This window comes from Variovorax sp. Varisp46, assembly GCF_059491885.1.
The window spans coordinates 5,230,256-5,244,030 of the sequence record NZ_CP168515.1 but is presented as its reverse complement, the minus strand read 5'-3'; the positions used below and the strand labels follow the sequence as shown (position 1 = coordinate 5,244,030).

The following is a 13,775-nucleotide window of genomic DNA, read 5'->3' as shown; positions in this document are numbered from 1 at the left end:
GCGCAGCCAAAAATAATAGCGCGCCCCCCATGAAAGACACCAGGAGCCACCGACCATGTCGAAGCGCAAAGTGATCGTGACCATCGCCCCCACCGGCGGCATGGCGCACAAGTCGCAGAACCCCCACCTGCCCACGCAGCCCGCCGAGATCGCCGCCGACGTGCTGCGCTGCTGGAACGCCGGCGCGAGCGTGGTGGCCATCCACGCGCGCCGCCCCGACGACGGCGCCACCTGCAACGCCGAGGTGTACCGCGACATCAACAGCCGCATCCGCGCGCTCGGCAGCGACATCGTGCTCAACAACTCCACCGGCGGTGGCGTGCACGGCGACATGGTGAAACCGCTGGCCGGCGAGCGCTGGGAGATCGCGTGGGAAGAACGCATCAAGGGCATGGACGCCGGCGCCGAGATGTGCACGCTCGACGCCACCACGCTCAACCTGAGCTTCGAGGGCAAGCAGATCCTGATGGACACGCCCATCACGCGCGGGCGCGAACTGGCCGCCGGCATGAAGGCGCGCGGCATCAAGCCCGAGTGGGAGGTGTTCAGCCCCACGCACATCCTGCAGGACACGACCACGCTGATCGAGGAAGGCCACGACGACGAGCCCTACTTCATCAACCTCGTGATGAACGTGCACCGCAACTTCCAGAACGCGATGCCCTACTCGCCGCGCAACCTGCAGATGATGGTCGACACGCTGCCCAAGGGGGCGATCTTCGGCGTGAGCGGCATCGGCATGTCGCAGCTCGAAGCCAACGTCGCGGCGCTGCTGCTGGGCGGCCATGCGCGCGTGGGGCTGGAAGACAACCTCTACTTCCGCCAGGGCGAGCTGGCCACCAACGTGCAGCTCACCGAGCGCATCGTGCGGGTGATCCGCGAGCTCGACATGGAAGTGGCGACGCCGGCCGAGGCGCGGCAGATCATGGGCCTGCCGCGCACGGGCGGTCCGCGGCCCGAGTTCGCGCTGGGCTGAGTGACACGACAACAATGAACGGAGACACGCAGATGAACATTTCCCGCACTGCCCCGGACGTGAAGCGGGTGGCGGTGGTCGGCACCGGCGTGATCGGTGCGAGCTGGGCTGCGTACTTCCTGGCGCACGGGCTCGACGTGAACGCGATCGATCCTTCGCCCGGCGCGGAAGAACGGCTGCGCGAAGCGGTGGCGCAGCACTGGCCGACGCTGCAGCGCTTCGGGCTGGCCGAGGGCGCGTCGGCGGACCGCCTGCGCTTCCACGACAGCCTGGAAGACGCGGTGTCCGTGGCCGACTTCGTGCAGGAGAACGGCCCCGAGCGCATGGATTTCAAGATCGACCTGTTCCGACGCATGGATGCGGCTGCGCCAGCGGAGACGATCCTCGCATCGAGCTCATCGGGCCTGGCGATCAGCGGCGTGCAGTCGGGCTGCGCGCACCCGCAGCGCGTGGTGCTGGGGCATCCGTTCAACCCGCCGCATCTGATTCCCCTCGTCGAGGTCATCGGCGGCGAGCAGACTTCGGCCGAGGTCATCGAACGCACGATGGCCTTCTACGCGGCCATCGGCAAGCGGCCGATCCACGTGAAGCGCGAGGTGAAAGGCCACATCGCGAACCGGCTGCAGGCCGCACTGTGGCGCGAGGCGTTCCACCTGGTCAACGAAGGCGTGGCGAGCGTGGCCGATATCGACACGGCCATCGCCCACGGCCCCGGCCTGCGCTGGGCGGTGATGGGGCCGTTCATGAACCTGCATCTGTCGGGCGGCGCGGGCGGCATCGAGCACCTGCTCGCGCATTTGGGCGGGCCGATCGAGGACTGGTGGAAAGACTTGGGTGCGCCGTCGATGACGGCCGAGCTCAGGCAGAAGGTGGTGCAAGGCGTGTCCGAGGAGTTGGGCGCTCGACGCACGGCCGACCTCGAAGCCGCCCGCGACACCCTGCTGTTAGACCTGATTCGCGCCAAGAGCAACACCGGCAGACTCGATTGAAATGGCCGACTTCCTCCAAGACGAAAACCTGATCGCCCCGCCCCGCACGGTGCGCATCGACTTCGACGATGGCTCCTTCGCGCTGCGATCGCCAATGGCGCTGAAGCCCTATGCGCGCTGCATCGGCGAATGGATCGAGCGCTGGGCGCATGAGACACCCGACGCACTGGCCTTCGCCGAGCGCGACGAAACAGGCGAAGGCTGGCGCAAGCTCGACTACCGCGCATTGCGTCACGCCGTGGGCGCCGTCGCCCAGGCGCTGCTCGACATGAACCTGCCTCAGGGCCAGCCGGTCGTGATCCTGTCGGACAACGCCATCGACCACGCGGTGCTGATGCTGGCCGCCATGCACATCGGCCGCACCGCGTGCTCGCTGTCGAGCGCCTACTCGCGCATGGCGAAAGACCCGTCGCGGCTGCACGGCATGCTGCAGGCGCTGAAGCCGGGGCTGATCTACGCATCGGATGCGAAGGTGTACGGCGGCTCGCTCGCCGGCTGCGGCGTCGAGGCGGTCACCGTGTTCAGCCGCAACGCCGAGGCGCATCCCGGTGCGATGGCGTTCGAGCGGCTGCTCGCGGCGAAGGAAACGCCCGCCGTCATGCAGGCCTTCGCCGACGTGCTGCCCGACACGCACGCCAAGTACCTGCTGACCTCAGGCTCGACCGGCAAGCCCAAGATCGTCATCAACACGCACCGCATGCTCTGCGCCAACCAGCAGATGATGGCGCAGACCTGGCGCTTCCTCACGCGGGAAGCACCGGTGCTGGTCGACTGGCTGCCCTGGAGCCATACCTTCGGCGCAAACCACAACCTGAACATGGTGCTGTGCCACGGCGGCGCACTCTACATCGACGAGGGCCGGCCCGCGCCGGGCCTGATCGAGAAGACGGTGCGCAACCTGCGCGAGGTGAAGCCCACGCTGCTGTTCAACGTGCCGCGCGGCTTCGACATGCTGCTGCCCTTTCTCGAAGCCGACGACGCGCTGGCCGCCGAGGTGTTCTCGCGCCTGCGGCTGGCCTTCTACGCGGCGGCGGCGCTCGCGCCTTCCACCTGGCAGCGGCTCGAAGCGGTGGCTGCGCGCGTACGCCCTACCCGGCCGCTGTGGCTCACCACCTCGTGGGGCGCGACCGAGACCTCGCCCGCCATCACCTCCGCACACTGGAAGCTCGACGGCGCCGGCTGCATCGGCGCGCCGCTGCCCGGGCTGGAGCTGAAGTTCGTGCCCAACGGCGAGAAGCTGGAGATGCGCGTGAAGGGCGTCTCGGTGTTTCCGGGCTATCGCGATGCACCGCGCGAGACGGCGCAGGCCTTCGACGAAGAGGGCTACTACCGCATCGGCGACGCCGGCTTCCTCGCGAACCCGGCGCAGCCCGCGCAGGGCGTGATCTTCAACGGCCGCGTGGCGGAAGACTTCAAGCTCTCGAGCGGCACCTGGGTGTCGGTGGGCACGCTGCGCGTCAAGCTGGTGTCGCTGCTTGCGCCGCATGCGCAGGACGTGGTGCTCACCGGCCACGACCGCGACGAGATCGGCATGCTGGTGTTTCCCAGCCCGCAAGGCGCTGCGCTCGCGCCCGATGCCCTGCGCGAACGCATCGCTGGCATGCTGCGCGCGCTGCGCGACGAAGGCGCGGGCTCCTCGCAATGCCCGGCCTGCGCATTGGTGCTGGCCGAGCCCCCAAGCCTCGACGCGGGCGAGATCACCGACAAGGGCTACATCAACCAGCGCGCCGTGCTGACGCGCCGCGCGACCGACGTGGCGCGGCTGCATGCGTCCGGCGACGCGCAGGTGGTGCGCCCGGGCTGAACCCCGAATCCCGACTGTTGGAGACATGGCCATGCAGCACGTCACATACGACATCGAAGACACGGTGTGCACGATCACGCTGAACCGCGCGAACAAGCGCAACGCCGTCGACGGTCCCATGGCCGCCGAGCTGCGCGAAGCCTTCGAGCGTTTCGAGGCCGACGACGCGCTGCGCGTCGCGGTGCTGACCGGTGCGGGCGGCAATTTCTGCGCGGGTGCCGATCTCTCGGCCGTGGGCGACCCGGCCCGCCGCAACGAGCTCGATCCCCAAGGCGGCGGCAGCGGCCCGATGGGGCCGACGCGCATGGCGCTGTCGAAGCCGCTGCTCGCGGCGGTGAACGGCCACGCGGTGGCGGGCGGCCTCGAACTCGCGCTGCTGGCCGACCTGCGCGTGGCCGACGAGGACGCGGTGTTCGGGGTGTTCTGCCGCCGTTGGGGCGTGCCGCTGATCGACGGCGGCACGGTGCGGCTGCCGCGCATCGTGGGCATGGGCCGCGCGCTCGACATGATTCTTTCGGGCCGTGCGGTGGGCGCGGCCGAGGCGCTGGCGATGGGCCTCGTCAACCGCGTCACGCCACCGGGCGGCGCGCTGGCCGCCGCGCAGGAACTGGCCCGCCAGCTCGCTGCGTTCCCGCAGCGATGCATGCTGGCCGACCGCCGCAGCGCCTACGAACAATGGGACCTGCCGCTGGCCGAAGCGCTGCGCCGCGAAGGCGCGCTGGGCGTGCCGATGGTCTTCGCCGAGGGCGAAGCCGGCGCCGCGCGCTTCGCAAGAGGCGCCGGCCGCCACGGCGAGTTCGGGCACTGAGCGCCTGGCTTCAGCGCCTGGGCGCGGCCTTCTTCTTCGGCTCGCTCCCGCCGCCGAACAGCTTCTCCACCTGCTGCCCCATCCGGGCTCCGATCGCCGTGCCCACGCCCGGCAGCACCGCGCTGCCGATGGCCGCGCCGGTGAGCGCAGCGCCGGTCAACGACAGCTCGGGGTCGCTCATGGTGCCGCTCACCTTGAGCGGGACGCCGACCACGCCGTCGACGAGGTCCACCGCGATCTCGCCGTCGAGCCTGCGGTTGAACAGCTTCAGGTTGCCGCTCGCGGTGAGCACCCCGGAACGGGCCTTGAGGTTGCTGTACTGCATTACCACGCCGTCTTCGGTGCCCTGGGTGTCGAGCGTGCCGGTGAGTTCGTCCAGCGCGGTGGTGCCTCCGCGGCTGATGCCGGCGGTGGTGACGGCCTTGGCCACGTCCAGCCGCGTGAGCATGGCGGGCTGCACCGAGAAGGTGGTGCGGGTGTGCAGGCCGCGGATCAGCGCGCCCAGTTCCTCGGCATCGCCGGCCTCGGTCCTGAGCGTGGTGTGGCCCGAGACCTTGCCCGCCACCGAAGTGCGGCGGCCAAAGGCCTGCACCAGGCTTTCGATGTCGACCTGGCGCGGCTCCAGCTCGGCCGACACCCGCAATTTGCCGCCGGGCGGCGTCTCGAGGCGGGCGACGCCGTTCCACGTGCCGCCGCCCACTTCGATGCGGGTGCGCCAGCGGTCCTGCCCGTCCAGGCGGTCCAGCCGAAGCCGCGTGAGTGTCGTGGCGCCGGCCCGTTCGAGCCGGGCCTGGCGCGGGCGCCAGCCGGGGTCGAAGCGGATGTCGCCGTCGTAGGCCAGCGCAATATCGCGCCGGTCGATCCAGACCACGTCGCGCCAGCGCAGCTGTGCCAGCGGCACGGGTGCCAGCGTCCACGGCGCGGGCAGCGCCACCAGATTGCCGCTGTCCTCCTGCGGCTTGGGGCCCTTGCCCCGGAACGCCCGCACCGAGGCGCGCGGCAGCACCAGGCTTTCGATCTCGAGATCGTCAACGGCAACGATGCGCTGCAGCAGCGGCGCGAGCTTCAGCCGCAGGGTCAGGCGGCGCAGGGTGATGGGACGCGGCTGGTCGGTGGCGATCTCGGACAGCGCCAGCACGGGCACCGGCAGCAGCGACCAGTGGGCCCCGCCGACCTTCAGGGCAACGCCGAAGCGCTTCTCGAAGCCTTCGGCGATCTTCGCGGCCACCTCTTGGTCGGAGGGCAGGCGCATGCTCACCACCCACACCAGCGCGCCCACGCCCAGCAGCAGCGCTGCGGCGATGCCCAGGAGCCAGCGGCGGACGGGGTGCTTCATCGGTGCAAGCTAGCACGCAAAGGCGACTCGGTTTGTCAGTCGCCATCGCTATAGTTTTGAGTCCCCTTTTACAGGCAAGAAGGAAGTACCGAATGCGTATCTGGAAAAAAGAAGTCTCCGTCGAGGAGCTGACCCGCAACCACGTCGGCACCGCCGTCTCCGCGCTGGGCATGGAATTCCTGGAGGTGGGCGACGACTTCATCCGCGCCCGCTGTCCGGTGGACGAGCGCACCCGCCAGCCCTACGGCATCCTGCACGGCGGCGTGTCGGTGGTGCTGGCCGAGACGCTGGGCTCCTGCGGCGCGCACTACTCGGCGCCCGAGGGCGACCGCGCCGTGGGCCTGGACATCAATGCCAATCACATCCGCTCCGTCACCAGCGGCTGGGTCATCGGCACGGCGCGGCCGGTGCACCGCGGCCGCAGCACGCAGGTCTGGCAGATCGAGCTGACGAACGAGGCGGGCGAGCTGACCTGCGTGTCGCGCATCACCATGGCGGTGCTGCAGGCGCGCTGAGCGCCGCTCTTTCGTTCTTCTCTTGCGGCGGTGTTCAGGCCGGGGTTCATCGACCACAATCACGCCCCACCAACAAGAGGAGATGAAAGCAATGTTCAAGTGGACTGAAAGGCCCGCGTCCGCGCTGGCCAACGGCGCGGTCATCGCGCCCGACGAGCGCCTGCCCTGGCTGCAGACCGGCGCCATGGGCGTACAGCACGTCATCGCGATGTTCGGCGCCACGGTGCTGGCGCCGATCCTGATGGGCTTCAACCCCAACATCGCGATCCTGATGAGCGGCATCGGCACGCTGATCTTCTACTTCGTCACCGGCGGCAAGGTGCCGAGCTACCTGGGCTCGAGCTTCGCCTTCATCGGCGTGGTGATCGCGGCCAGCGGCTATGCGGGCAAGGGGCCCAACCCCAACATCGCGGTGGCGCTGGGCGGCATCGTGGCCTGCGGGGTGGTGTACATCCTGATCGGGGCGCTGGTGCAGGCCATCGGCACCGGCTGGATCGAGCGCGTCATGCCGCCGGTGGTCACGGGCGCCGTGGTGGCGGTGATCGGGCTCAACCTCGCGAGCGTGCCGATCAAGAACATGGCGGCCAGCAACTTCGACTCGTGGATGCAGGCCGTGACCTTCCTTTGCGTGGGGCTGGTGGCGGTGTTCACGCGCGGCATGCTGCAGCGCCTGCTGATCCTGGTCGGGCTGGTCCTGGCCACCATCGTCTATGCGATGCTGACCAACATCCTGGGCATGGGCAAGCCGGTCGACCTGAGCGGCATCGCCAATGCGGCCTGGTTCGGCCTGCCGACCTTCACGGCGCCGGTGTTCACGGCCAACGCGATGCTGCTGATCGCCCCCGTGGCGATCATCCTGGTGGCGGAGAACCTCGGTCACCTGAAGGCGGTGACGGCCATGACGGGCCGCAACCTCGACCCGTACATGGGCCGCGCCTTCATCGGCGACGGCATCGCCACGGTGGTGAGCGGCGCGGCCGGCGGCACGGGCGTGACGACCTACGCCGAGAACATCGGCGTGATGGCGGCCACGCGCATCTACTCGACGGCGGTGTTCGTGGTGGCGGCGCTCATCGCGCTGGTGCTGGGCTTCAGCCCGAAGTTCGGTGCGCTGATCCAGGCGATTCCGCTGCCGGTGATGGGCGGCGTGAGCATCGTGGTGTTCGGCCTGATCGCGATCGCGGGCGCCAAGATCTGGGTCGACAACAAGGTCGACTTCTCGCAGAACAGGAACCTGATCGTCGCGGCCATCACGCTGATCATCGGCACCGGCGACTTCACGCTGAAGTTCGGCGACTTCGCGCTCGGTGGCATCGGCACCGCGACCTTCGGCGCGATCCTTCTTTACGCGCTGCTGGGGCGCTCGAAGAACTGACGCTAGGCACCCCGGAAAAGTGCAACCTCGTGAAAGAAGTGTTCTCCCGGGGGCCCGAAGCAGGGCCTGTTCATTGGGGTTTGGCCCGCGCCCGTTAGACTCCAACGCTTTTCGCACCGACGTTTTCCCAATGGCCGATGTCTCCGCCGCGCGCACCAAGGCGGTTTTCGAATTCAAGAGCGCCACGCTGCCGCTGATCGCAGTGATCCTCAAGACGTCCGACCTGGACGTGCTGGCCGAGGCGCTCGACGCCCAGCTGGCCGATTCGCCCGACTTCTTCGAGCAGGAGCCGGTGGTGATCGATCTCTCGCTGCTGCAGGAAGAGCAAGGCGAGGGCGAACTCGACTTCGCCGCCCTGCGCGGCCTGCTGGCGCGCCACCAGACCCAACCCATCGCAGTGCGCGGCGGCAACGCCGCGAAGAACGCCGCGGCGCGCGCCGCAGGCCTCTCGGTGGCGGCCATGCCCGCGGCCCCCGCGCCCCGTGCCCCGGCGCCGCCGGCCGAGGCGCCCGCATCGGAAGCCCCGCAGATCGTGCGCGAAGTGCCGGTGCCGGCCAACGGCACGCTGCTGATCGACAAGCCGCTGCGTTCGGGCCAGCAGGTCTACGCCCGTGGCGGCGACGTGGTGGTGACCGCGGTGGTGAGCTTCGGCGCCGAAGTCATCGCAGACGGCAACGTGCATGTGTACGCACCGCTGCGCGGCAAGGCCATTGCCGGCGCGCGCGGCAACACCGAGGCGCGGATCTTCTCGACCTGCATGGAAGCGCAGCTGGTGGCCATTGCGGGCATCTACCGCACCAACGAGGTGCCGCTGCCCGGCACGGTGCTGGGCAAGCCGGCCCAGGTGCGCCTCGATGGCAAGAAAATCGCGATCGACGCAATCTGATGCGCCCCCCGGCTTTGCACTCCGCTTCGCTGCGTGTCATTCGCCCCCCCCGAGGGGGAGGCGCGGCTCGCCTTGGGGCGGCCCGGCGGCGGCCGCATCTCGCATAACCAACAACTGAATCGAAACAAGAAGGAATGGCCATGGCCAAAATTGTGGTGGTGACTTCGGGCAAGGGCGGCGTCGGCAAGACGACGACGAGCGCCAGCTTCGCGTCGGGCCTCGCGCTCGCGGGCAAGAAAACGGCGGTGATCGACTTCGACGTGGGCCTGCGCAACCTCGACCTGATCATGGGCTGCGAACGCCGCGTGGTGTATGACCTGATCAACGTCATCCAGGGCGAAGCCAACCTGAGCCAGGCACTCATCAAGGACAAGCAGTGCGACAACCTGTTCGTGCTGGCCGCCTCGCAGACGCGTGACAAGGAAGCGCTCACGCAGGAGGGCGTCGAGAAGGTGCTGACCGACCTCGCCGCGATGGAGTTCGACTACATCGTCTGCGACTCGCCGGCGGGCATCGAGACCGGTGCCATGATGGCCATGCACTTCGCCGACGAAGCACTGATCGTCACCAACCCCGAAGTCTCCTCGGTGCGCGACTCGGACCGCATCCTGGGCATGCTCAGCAGCAAGACCAAGCGCGCCAAGGAAGGCGGCGACCCGATCAAGGAGCACCTGCTGATCACCCGCTACAACCCGAACCGGGTGGCGGGCGGACAGATGCTCTCGCTGGAAGACATCCAGGACATCCTGCGCATCAAGCTCATCGGCGTGATCCCCGAGTCGGAAAGCGTGCTGCATGCCTCGAACCAGGGCGTGCCCGCGATCCACGACAAGGAAACCGACGTGGCGCAGGCCTACAGCGACGTGGTGGCGCGCTTCCTCGGAGAGGACAAGCCGATGCGCTTCGTCGACGCCGAGAAGCCCAGCTTCTTCAAGCGGATCTTCGGAGGCAAGTAGGCATGTCGTTTCTCTCGTTCCTGCTTGGCGAGAAGAAGAAGACTGCAAGCGTCGCGAAAGAGCGCCTGCAGATCATCCTCGCGCACGAGCGCTCCAGCCTCAGCGGCAAGAAGCGCCCCGACTATCTGCCCGAACTCCAGCGCGAGCTGGTGGCGGTGATTTCCAAGTACGTGTCGATCAACGCCGACGACATCAAGGTGCACCTGGAAACCCAGGACAACCTCGAAGTGCTCGACATCAAGATCGAGCTGCCCGACCCGGCGCCGGCGCGCTGACGGGTTTCGCGGACCTCAGCGCACGGGGTCCGCAAGAAAGCGCAGCACCTGCTCGAGCACCTCCGGCGCCTGGAGGATGCGGCGGTGCCCGAGCCCCTGCGTGGCCGCCAGCTGCGCGCCGCGGATCGCATCGCGGTAGGCCTCGGCATCGGCGAAGCGGTTCACGCGGTCGTCTCGGTCGTGCACGATCAGCGTCGGCTGCACGATGCGCGGGCCCACGGCGGCCGGCTCCAGCTGCGCCATCAGGACCCCTTCACGCGATTCGAACAGCCGCTGCATCGCCCCCCGCGTGGCTTCGCTGAGGCCGAAGGTGTGCGCGAAGTAGCGCGTGTATTCGCGCGGCGAAGCAGGCGGCGCCAGCAGCACGAGGCGCTGCGCCGGAAGGCCGCGCGCCGCCGCAAGAGCGAGCCCGTTGGCGCCCAGCGAATGCGCGACGGCGGCGCGCAACGCGTGGCCATCGGCCGCGAGCCGGGCTGCCACGTAGGCGATGGCGCGTGCGAACTGCGGCGAGTTGCTCATCGTGCCCGCGCTGCGGCCATGCGCCGGCAGCTCGAGCAGCACGGGCCGCAGCCCTGCCGCAGCCACGGCCTGCGCGAGCGGCAGCATCTGCCCCGCGTGCCCGCCCCAGCCGTGCACCAGCAGCACCACGGGCGCCGACTCCGCACCCGAGTCCTGCGCGGCCAGGTGGTAGATGCCGACGCCCGCGTCCTCGAAGGCCCAGCCCTCGCGGCGCCATTCCGCGCCGGGGCCCTGCCCGCGATAGAGCCACTTGGGCGGCAGCGGCGTGCCGAACAGGCGATACGCGGCGCGCACGCCGAGTGCGGGCCAGAGTCGCTGCGAGGTGGTCAGGCCGAAGCGCAGCGCGCGCATCGTGCGGCTGGGCCGGTAGTAGTTCGACTGCGCGGCATGGCCGGCGGCTGGCGTGGAAGTGGTCGTCATGGCGCGGCGTTCCTTCCGGGCGTTCAGTACCAGACCCAGTCGCGGTTGCTGCGAGGCAGGCTGCGCAGGGTGTCGCGCAAGCCCTTCGCGCCGAGGACGGCCGCATAGGCGGCGAGAAAGAGGGCGATGATCAGCATGGTGCTTCTCCTTTTTATCGCACAGCCGTGCGAAATTCTGGCAAATGGAAACGTCGAGGACCGCCTGCTTCGTGGCCGGCTCAGGCGAGATAACTGGAAAGAAGCCGCTGCCAGGTCTGCACGGCGCGCTCGGCGGCCTGTGGATCGCGCAGGAAGCGCGCGTCGTGCAGCTGGGTCATGGTCACGCCGTTGAGCTCGCTCACGAGCTGCGCGGGGTCGGTGTCGGCCTTGAGTTCGCCGGTCTCGATGGCCTGCAGCACGGTGCGGCGCAGCGCGGCGCGCCAGCGCGTGATTTCGTCGAACAGCATGTCGCGCAGCTCGCCCTCGCGGTCATCGAACTCGAAGGCACCGGCCATGTAGAGGCATCCGGTGTGCATCTCGACGTCGCGCGTGCGGGCGATCCAGCGCGCGACGATCTCGTTGAGCCGCGCCAGGCCCTTCGGCTTCTGCATGGCGGGCACGAACACCTCGGCCAGGAAGCCGCGGCCGTACTCCTCGATGACGGCCTTCTGCAGCGCCTCGCGCGAACCCACGCGGGAGAACACGCCGCTCTTGGAAAGGCCCAGCCGGCTCGCGACGGCCTGCAGCGTGATCGCCTCCAGGCCTTCGGCCAGCGCAAGGTTCATCGCCGCGCCGACGATGGCGGCGCGGGTGAGTTCGCTCTTCTGGGTCTTGGCGTCCATGCCACAAACTTTAGCACACTCGTGCGAAATTGCAAACGAGCCCTGCTGGAGTGCCTTAAAGATGTTTTGCTCATGTGAAACCAACAAACGCATCGTTCCCCGAACGAGCCCTTGTGCCGAGAATCCGCGGTCGGCCCCAGCCGGGGCTCCATGACTCTTCTCGCGCCAGATGAACTTCCAGCAACTGCGCTCGGTACGCGAGGCCGTTCGTTGCGGCTTCAACCTGACCGAAGTCGCCCATACCCTTCACACTTCGCAGCCCGGCGTGAGCCGGCAGATCCGCGAGCTCGAGGAGGAGCTCGGCATCGAACTCTTCGTGCGCGCGGGCAAGCGGCTCACGGGGCTCACCGAGCCGGGCGGGCACGTGCTGCCGATCATCGAGCGCATGCTGATGGAGAGCAGCAACCTCAAGCACGCGGGCCAGGAGTTCGTCGCGCAGCAGAGCGGCCTGCTCTCGGTGGCGGCCACGCACTCGCAGGCGCGCTATGCGATGCCGGTGGCGGTGCAGGAATTCCGCATGCAGTTTCCGAACGTGAAACTGCACCTGCACCAGGGCTCGCCCAAGCAGATCGCGCAGATGCTGCTCGACGGCGAGGCCGACGTGGGCATTGCCACGGAAGCGCTGGGCGACTACCCGCAGCTTGTTGCCCTGCCCTGCTACCGCTGGACGCATTCCGTGGTCGTGCCGCCGGGGCATCCGCTGCTCGACGCGCCACTGACGCTCGACGCGCTCACGCGCTATCCGCTGATCACCTACGACACGGGCTTCACGGGCCGCTCGCGCATCGACGAGGCCTTCGGGCAGCGCGGGCTGCAGCCCAACATCGTGCTTGCCGCGATGGACGCCGACGTGATCAAGACCTACGTGCAGCTGGGCCTTGGCGTAGGCATCGTGGCCGGCGTGGCCTACGAGGCCGAGCGCGACACGCAGCTGCGCGCACTCGATGCAGGGCGGCTGTTCGGCATCAACCTCACCAAGCTCGCGGTGCGGCGCGGCACCTACCTGCGCAAGTACGTCCACGCCTTCATCGAGTCGTTCGCACCGACGCTGACGCGCGCCGTGGTGGAGAAGGCATTGGGCGACGATGCCGGGGCCTCGCACTACGAAATCTAGGCCTTGTCCAGCGGCTGTTGCGCGGTGTGTACTGCAGGCGGCAGGGGGGTTTAAAAAGAAGCATGCAGCTTCACACAGGGAGCGTACATTCTGATTAATTCCCTGGCTTCCTGGAAACGGATCAGCAATGGCATCGACCTCGCAGCAGCAACAGCAAACAAGGGCCGCCCTCAAGGCGGCCGATGCAGCCGAACGGCGCGAGCGGTTGAGACGGGCATTGCCTGCAACGGTCGAATTGCTGCAAAGCCGCCAGGCAGACCGCATCGACGATGCTGACATCGACGCGTACGTGAGCCTCAACTGGCTCGAATGGCATGGTGGCGGCCTTCGACTGACCATCACCGGGCGCAACGTCTGCGCCCAGTCGGTGCCCACTGCGCTGGTCTGAAAAAAACGCCGCAGGCCTCGCGGCCTGCGGCGCTCGTCCGTTGCGAAGAACGACGTTTGTTTACTGGCCTGCGATGATGTTCGCGATCACTCCGGTGGCAATCGCCGCGAGCACGAAGTCACCGCCTACCCCCACCCACTGGTAGCCCCGCGGCGGCTGCTGCAGGCGGTAGGCGCGCCAGTCCTGCACCACGTAGTTGCGGCCACGGTACTCGGCCGGCACGCGGCCGCCACGGCGCCATTCGGCGTGCGGCTGCGGGAAGCCACGTCGATCGAACTGGCGGCCGTCGCGGAAGTCCTGGTTGCCGCGGTAGTAGCCGCCTTGCGGACCGTGCCGGTCGAAGTTGCGGTCGCGCTGATCCCGCTGATCCCGCTGTTCGTAGCGGCCGTCGCCCGGACGGCCATCGCCGTGACGGTCCTGCGCAAAGGCGCTCCCCGCCGCCATGCACATCGCGAGCGCTGCAGCGACGACGGCCATGCTCTTTGAATTGGTGATCATCTGGAAATCCTTCATGCGTTGATGACGAATTCATTGTGGGCCGCGCATGTGTCCGCTACGGACGCTTCGGGTCGCGGACAGGTGAAGTCCGGTAAG

At 68.4% G+C, this 13,775-nt stretch carries 15 protein-coding genes; 11 read left to right on the top strand and 4 right to left on the bottom strand.

The window, feature by feature from the left end; all coding sequences use genetic code 11:
- Window positions 1–55 precede the first annotated feature (55 nt).
- The 4 genes from ACEN9N_RS24880 to ACEN9N_RS24865 are packed head-to-tail and all read left to right on the top strand — an operon-like array spanning window position 56 to window position 4,577.
- Window positions 56–976 (top strand): beta-keto acid cleavage family enzyme, encoded by a 921-nt coding sequence (locus tag ACEN9N_RS24880; protein ID WP_007836836.1) that lies wholly within the window; start codon window positions 56–58, stop codon window positions 974–976.
- A gap of 32 nt (window positions 977–1,008) precedes the next feature.
- The gene (locus tag ACEN9N_RS24875) at window positions 1,009–1,965 is read left to right on the top strand and encodes a 3-hydroxyacyl-CoA dehydrogenase NAD-binding domain-containing protein (RefSeq protein WP_495654756.1); all 957 of its coding nucleotides are present in this window, start codon (window positions 1,009–1,011) and stop codon (window positions 1,963–1,965) included.
- 1 nt (window position 1,966) lies between these two features.
- Complete coding sequence (locus tag ACEN9N_RS24870; RefSeq protein ID WP_495654755.1) at window positions 1,967–3,769, top strand: feruloyl-CoA synthase; 1,803 nt, start codon at window positions 1,967–1,969, stop codon at window positions 3,767–3,769.
- 25 nt (window positions 3,770–3,794) lie between these two features.
- Window positions 3,795–4,577, top strand: coding sequence for a crotonase/enoyl-CoA hydratase family protein (locus ACEN9N_RS24865; RefSeq protein WP_495654754.1), 783 nt, complete (start codon window positions 3,795–3,797; stop codon window positions 4,575–4,577).
- 10 nt (window positions 4,578–4,587) lie between these two features.
- Here ACEN9N_RS24865 and ACEN9N_RS24860 read toward each other — a convergent pair whose 3' ends face one another.
- A complete protein-coding gene (locus tag ACEN9N_RS24860) occupies window positions 4,588–5,913 on the bottom strand; it encodes an AsmA family protein (RefSeq protein ID WP_495654753.1) in 1,326 nt (441 codons plus the stop codon).
- A gap of 92 nt (window positions 5,914–6,005) precedes the next feature.
- On the opposite strand from ACEN9N_RS24860, the gene ACEN9N_RS24855 reads away from it, so the two are divergent.
- The 5 genes from ACEN9N_RS24855 (at window position 6,006) to minE (ending at window position 9,920) form a co-directional block, all read left to right on the top strand.
- Window positions 6,006–6,428, top strand: coding sequence for a hotdog fold thioesterase (locus tag ACEN9N_RS24855; protein WP_007836828.1), 423 nt, complete (start codon window positions 6,006–6,008; stop codon window positions 6,426–6,428).
- 91 nt (window positions 6,429–6,519) lie between these two features.
- A complete protein-coding gene (locus tag ACEN9N_RS24850; protein ID WP_413316177.1) occupies window positions 6,520–7,803 on the top strand; it encodes a solute carrier family 23 protein in 1,284 nt (427 codons plus the stop codon).
- 130 nt (window positions 7,804–7,933) lie between these two features.
- A complete protein-coding gene (gene minC, locus ACEN9N_RS24845; RefSeq protein ID WP_495654752.1) occupies window positions 7,934–8,689 on the top strand; it encodes a septum site-determining protein MinC in 756 nt (251 codons plus the stop codon).
- 140 nt (window positions 8,690–8,829) lie between these two features.
- On the top strand, window positions 8,830–9,645 hold the full coding sequence (minD, locus tag ACEN9N_RS24840; protein WP_007836825.1) for a septum site-determining protein MinD: 816 nt from the start codon (window positions 8,830–8,832) through the stop codon (window positions 9,643–9,645).
- 2 nt (window positions 9,646–9,647) lie between these two features.
- Window positions 9,648–9,920: a cell division topological specificity factor MinE gene (gene minE, locus ACEN9N_RS24835; protein WP_007836823.1), complete on the top strand. Its 273-nt coding sequence runs from the start codon at window positions 9,648–9,650 to the stop codon at window positions 9,918–9,920.
- Between the two features lie 15 nt (window positions 9,921–9,935).
- On the opposite strand, the gene ACEN9N_RS24830 is transcribed toward minE, so the two are convergent.
- Both ACEN9N_RS24830 and ACEN9N_RS24825 read right to left on the bottom strand, forming a co-directional pair.
- The gene (locus tag ACEN9N_RS24830) at window positions 9,936–10,859 is read right to left on the bottom strand and encodes an alpha/beta fold hydrolase (protein WP_495654751.1); all 924 of its coding nucleotides are present in this window, start codon (window positions 10,857–10,859) and stop codon (window positions 9,936–9,938) included.
- A gap of 217 nt (window positions 10,860–11,076) precedes the next feature.
- Window positions 11,077–11,679, bottom strand: coding sequence for a TetR/AcrR family transcriptional regulator (locus ACEN9N_RS24825; protein ID WP_007836818.1), 603 nt, complete (start codon window positions 11,677–11,679; stop codon window positions 11,077–11,079).
- A 169-nt stretch (window positions 11,680–11,848) separates the two neighbouring features.
- Here ACEN9N_RS24825 and ACEN9N_RS24820 point away from each other — a divergent pair, with 169 nt between their 5' ends.
- On the top strand, window positions 11,849–12,793 hold the full coding sequence (locus tag ACEN9N_RS24820; RefSeq protein ID WP_007836816.1) for a CysB family HTH-type transcriptional regulator: 945 nt from the start codon (window positions 11,849–11,851) through the stop codon (window positions 12,791–12,793).
- 127 nt (window positions 12,794–12,920) lie between these two features.
- Window positions 12,921–13,181: a hypothetical protein gene (locus ACEN9N_RS24815; RefSeq protein ID WP_007836814.1), complete on the top strand. Its 261-nt coding sequence runs from the start codon at window positions 12,921–12,923 to the stop codon at window positions 13,179–13,181.
- A gap of 60 nt (window positions 13,182–13,241) precedes the next feature.
- On the opposite strand, the gene ACEN9N_RS24810 is transcribed toward ACEN9N_RS24815, so the two are convergent.
- Entirely contained in the window at window positions 13,242–13,679 is a 438-nt protein-coding gene (locus ACEN9N_RS24810) for an RcnB family protein (protein WP_413316181.1), read from the bottom strand.
- Between the last annotated feature and the right edge of the window lie 96 nt (window positions 13,680–13,775).

Excerpts from the sequence above, each read along its gene's own strand:
- ACEN9N_RS24880 (WP_007836836.1), top strand. The coding sequence starts at position 56 with ATGTCGAAGCGCAAAGTGATCGTGACCATCGCCCCCACCGGCGGCATG.
- ACEN9N_RS24875 (WP_495654756.1), top strand. The coding sequence starts at position 1,009 with ATGAACATTTCCCGCACTGCCCCGGACGTGAAGCGGGTGGCGGTGGTC.
- ACEN9N_RS24870 (WP_495654755.1), top strand. The coding sequence starts at position 1,967 with ATGGCCGACTTCCTCCAAGACGAAAACCTGATCGCCCCGCCCCGCACG.
- ACEN9N_RS24865 (WP_495654754.1), top strand. The coding sequence starts at position 3,795 with ATGGCCATGCAGCACGTCACATACGACATCGAAGACACGGTGTGCACG.
- ACEN9N_RS24860 (WP_495654753.1), bottom strand. The coding sequence starts at position 5,913 with ATGAAGCACCCCGTCCGCCGCTGGCTCCTGGGCATCGCCGCAGCGCTG.
- ACEN9N_RS24855 (WP_007836828.1), top strand. The coding sequence starts at position 6,006 with ATGCGTATCTGGAAAAAAGAAGTCTCCGTCGAGGAGCTGACCCGCAAC.
- ACEN9N_RS24850 (WP_413316177.1), top strand. The coding sequence starts at position 6,520 with ATGTTCAAGTGGACTGAAAGGCCCGCGTCCGCGCTGGCCAACGGCGCG.
- minC (WP_495654752.1), top strand. The coding sequence starts at position 7,934 with ATGGCCGATGTCTCCGCCGCGCGCACCAAGGCGGTTTTCGAATTCAAG.
- minD (WP_007836825.1), top strand. The coding sequence starts at position 8,830 with ATGGCCAAAATTGTGGTGGTGACTTCGGGCAAGGGCGGCGTCGGCAAG.
- minE (WP_007836823.1), top strand. The coding sequence starts at position 9,648 with ATGTCGTTTCTCTCGTTCCTGCTTGGCGAGAAGAAGAAGACTGCAAGC.
- ACEN9N_RS24830 (WP_495654751.1), bottom strand. The coding sequence starts at position 10,859 with ATGACGACCACTTCCACGCCAGCCGCCGGCCATGCCGCGCAGTCGAAC.
- ACEN9N_RS24825 (WP_007836818.1), bottom strand. The coding sequence starts at position 11,679 with ATGGACGCCAAGACCCAGAAGAGCGAACTCACCCGCGCCGCCATCGTC.
- ACEN9N_RS24820 (WP_007836816.1), top strand. The coding sequence starts at position 11,849 with ATGAACTTCCAGCAACTGCGCTCGGTACGCGAGGCCGTTCGTTGCGGC.
- ACEN9N_RS24815 (WP_007836814.1), top strand. The coding sequence starts at position 12,921 with ATGGCATCGACCTCGCAGCAGCAACAGCAAACAAGGGCCGCCCTCAAG.
- ACEN9N_RS24810 (WP_413316181.1), bottom strand. The coding sequence starts at position 13,679 with ATGATCACCAATTCAAAGAGCATGGCCGTCGTCGCTGCAGCGCTCGCG.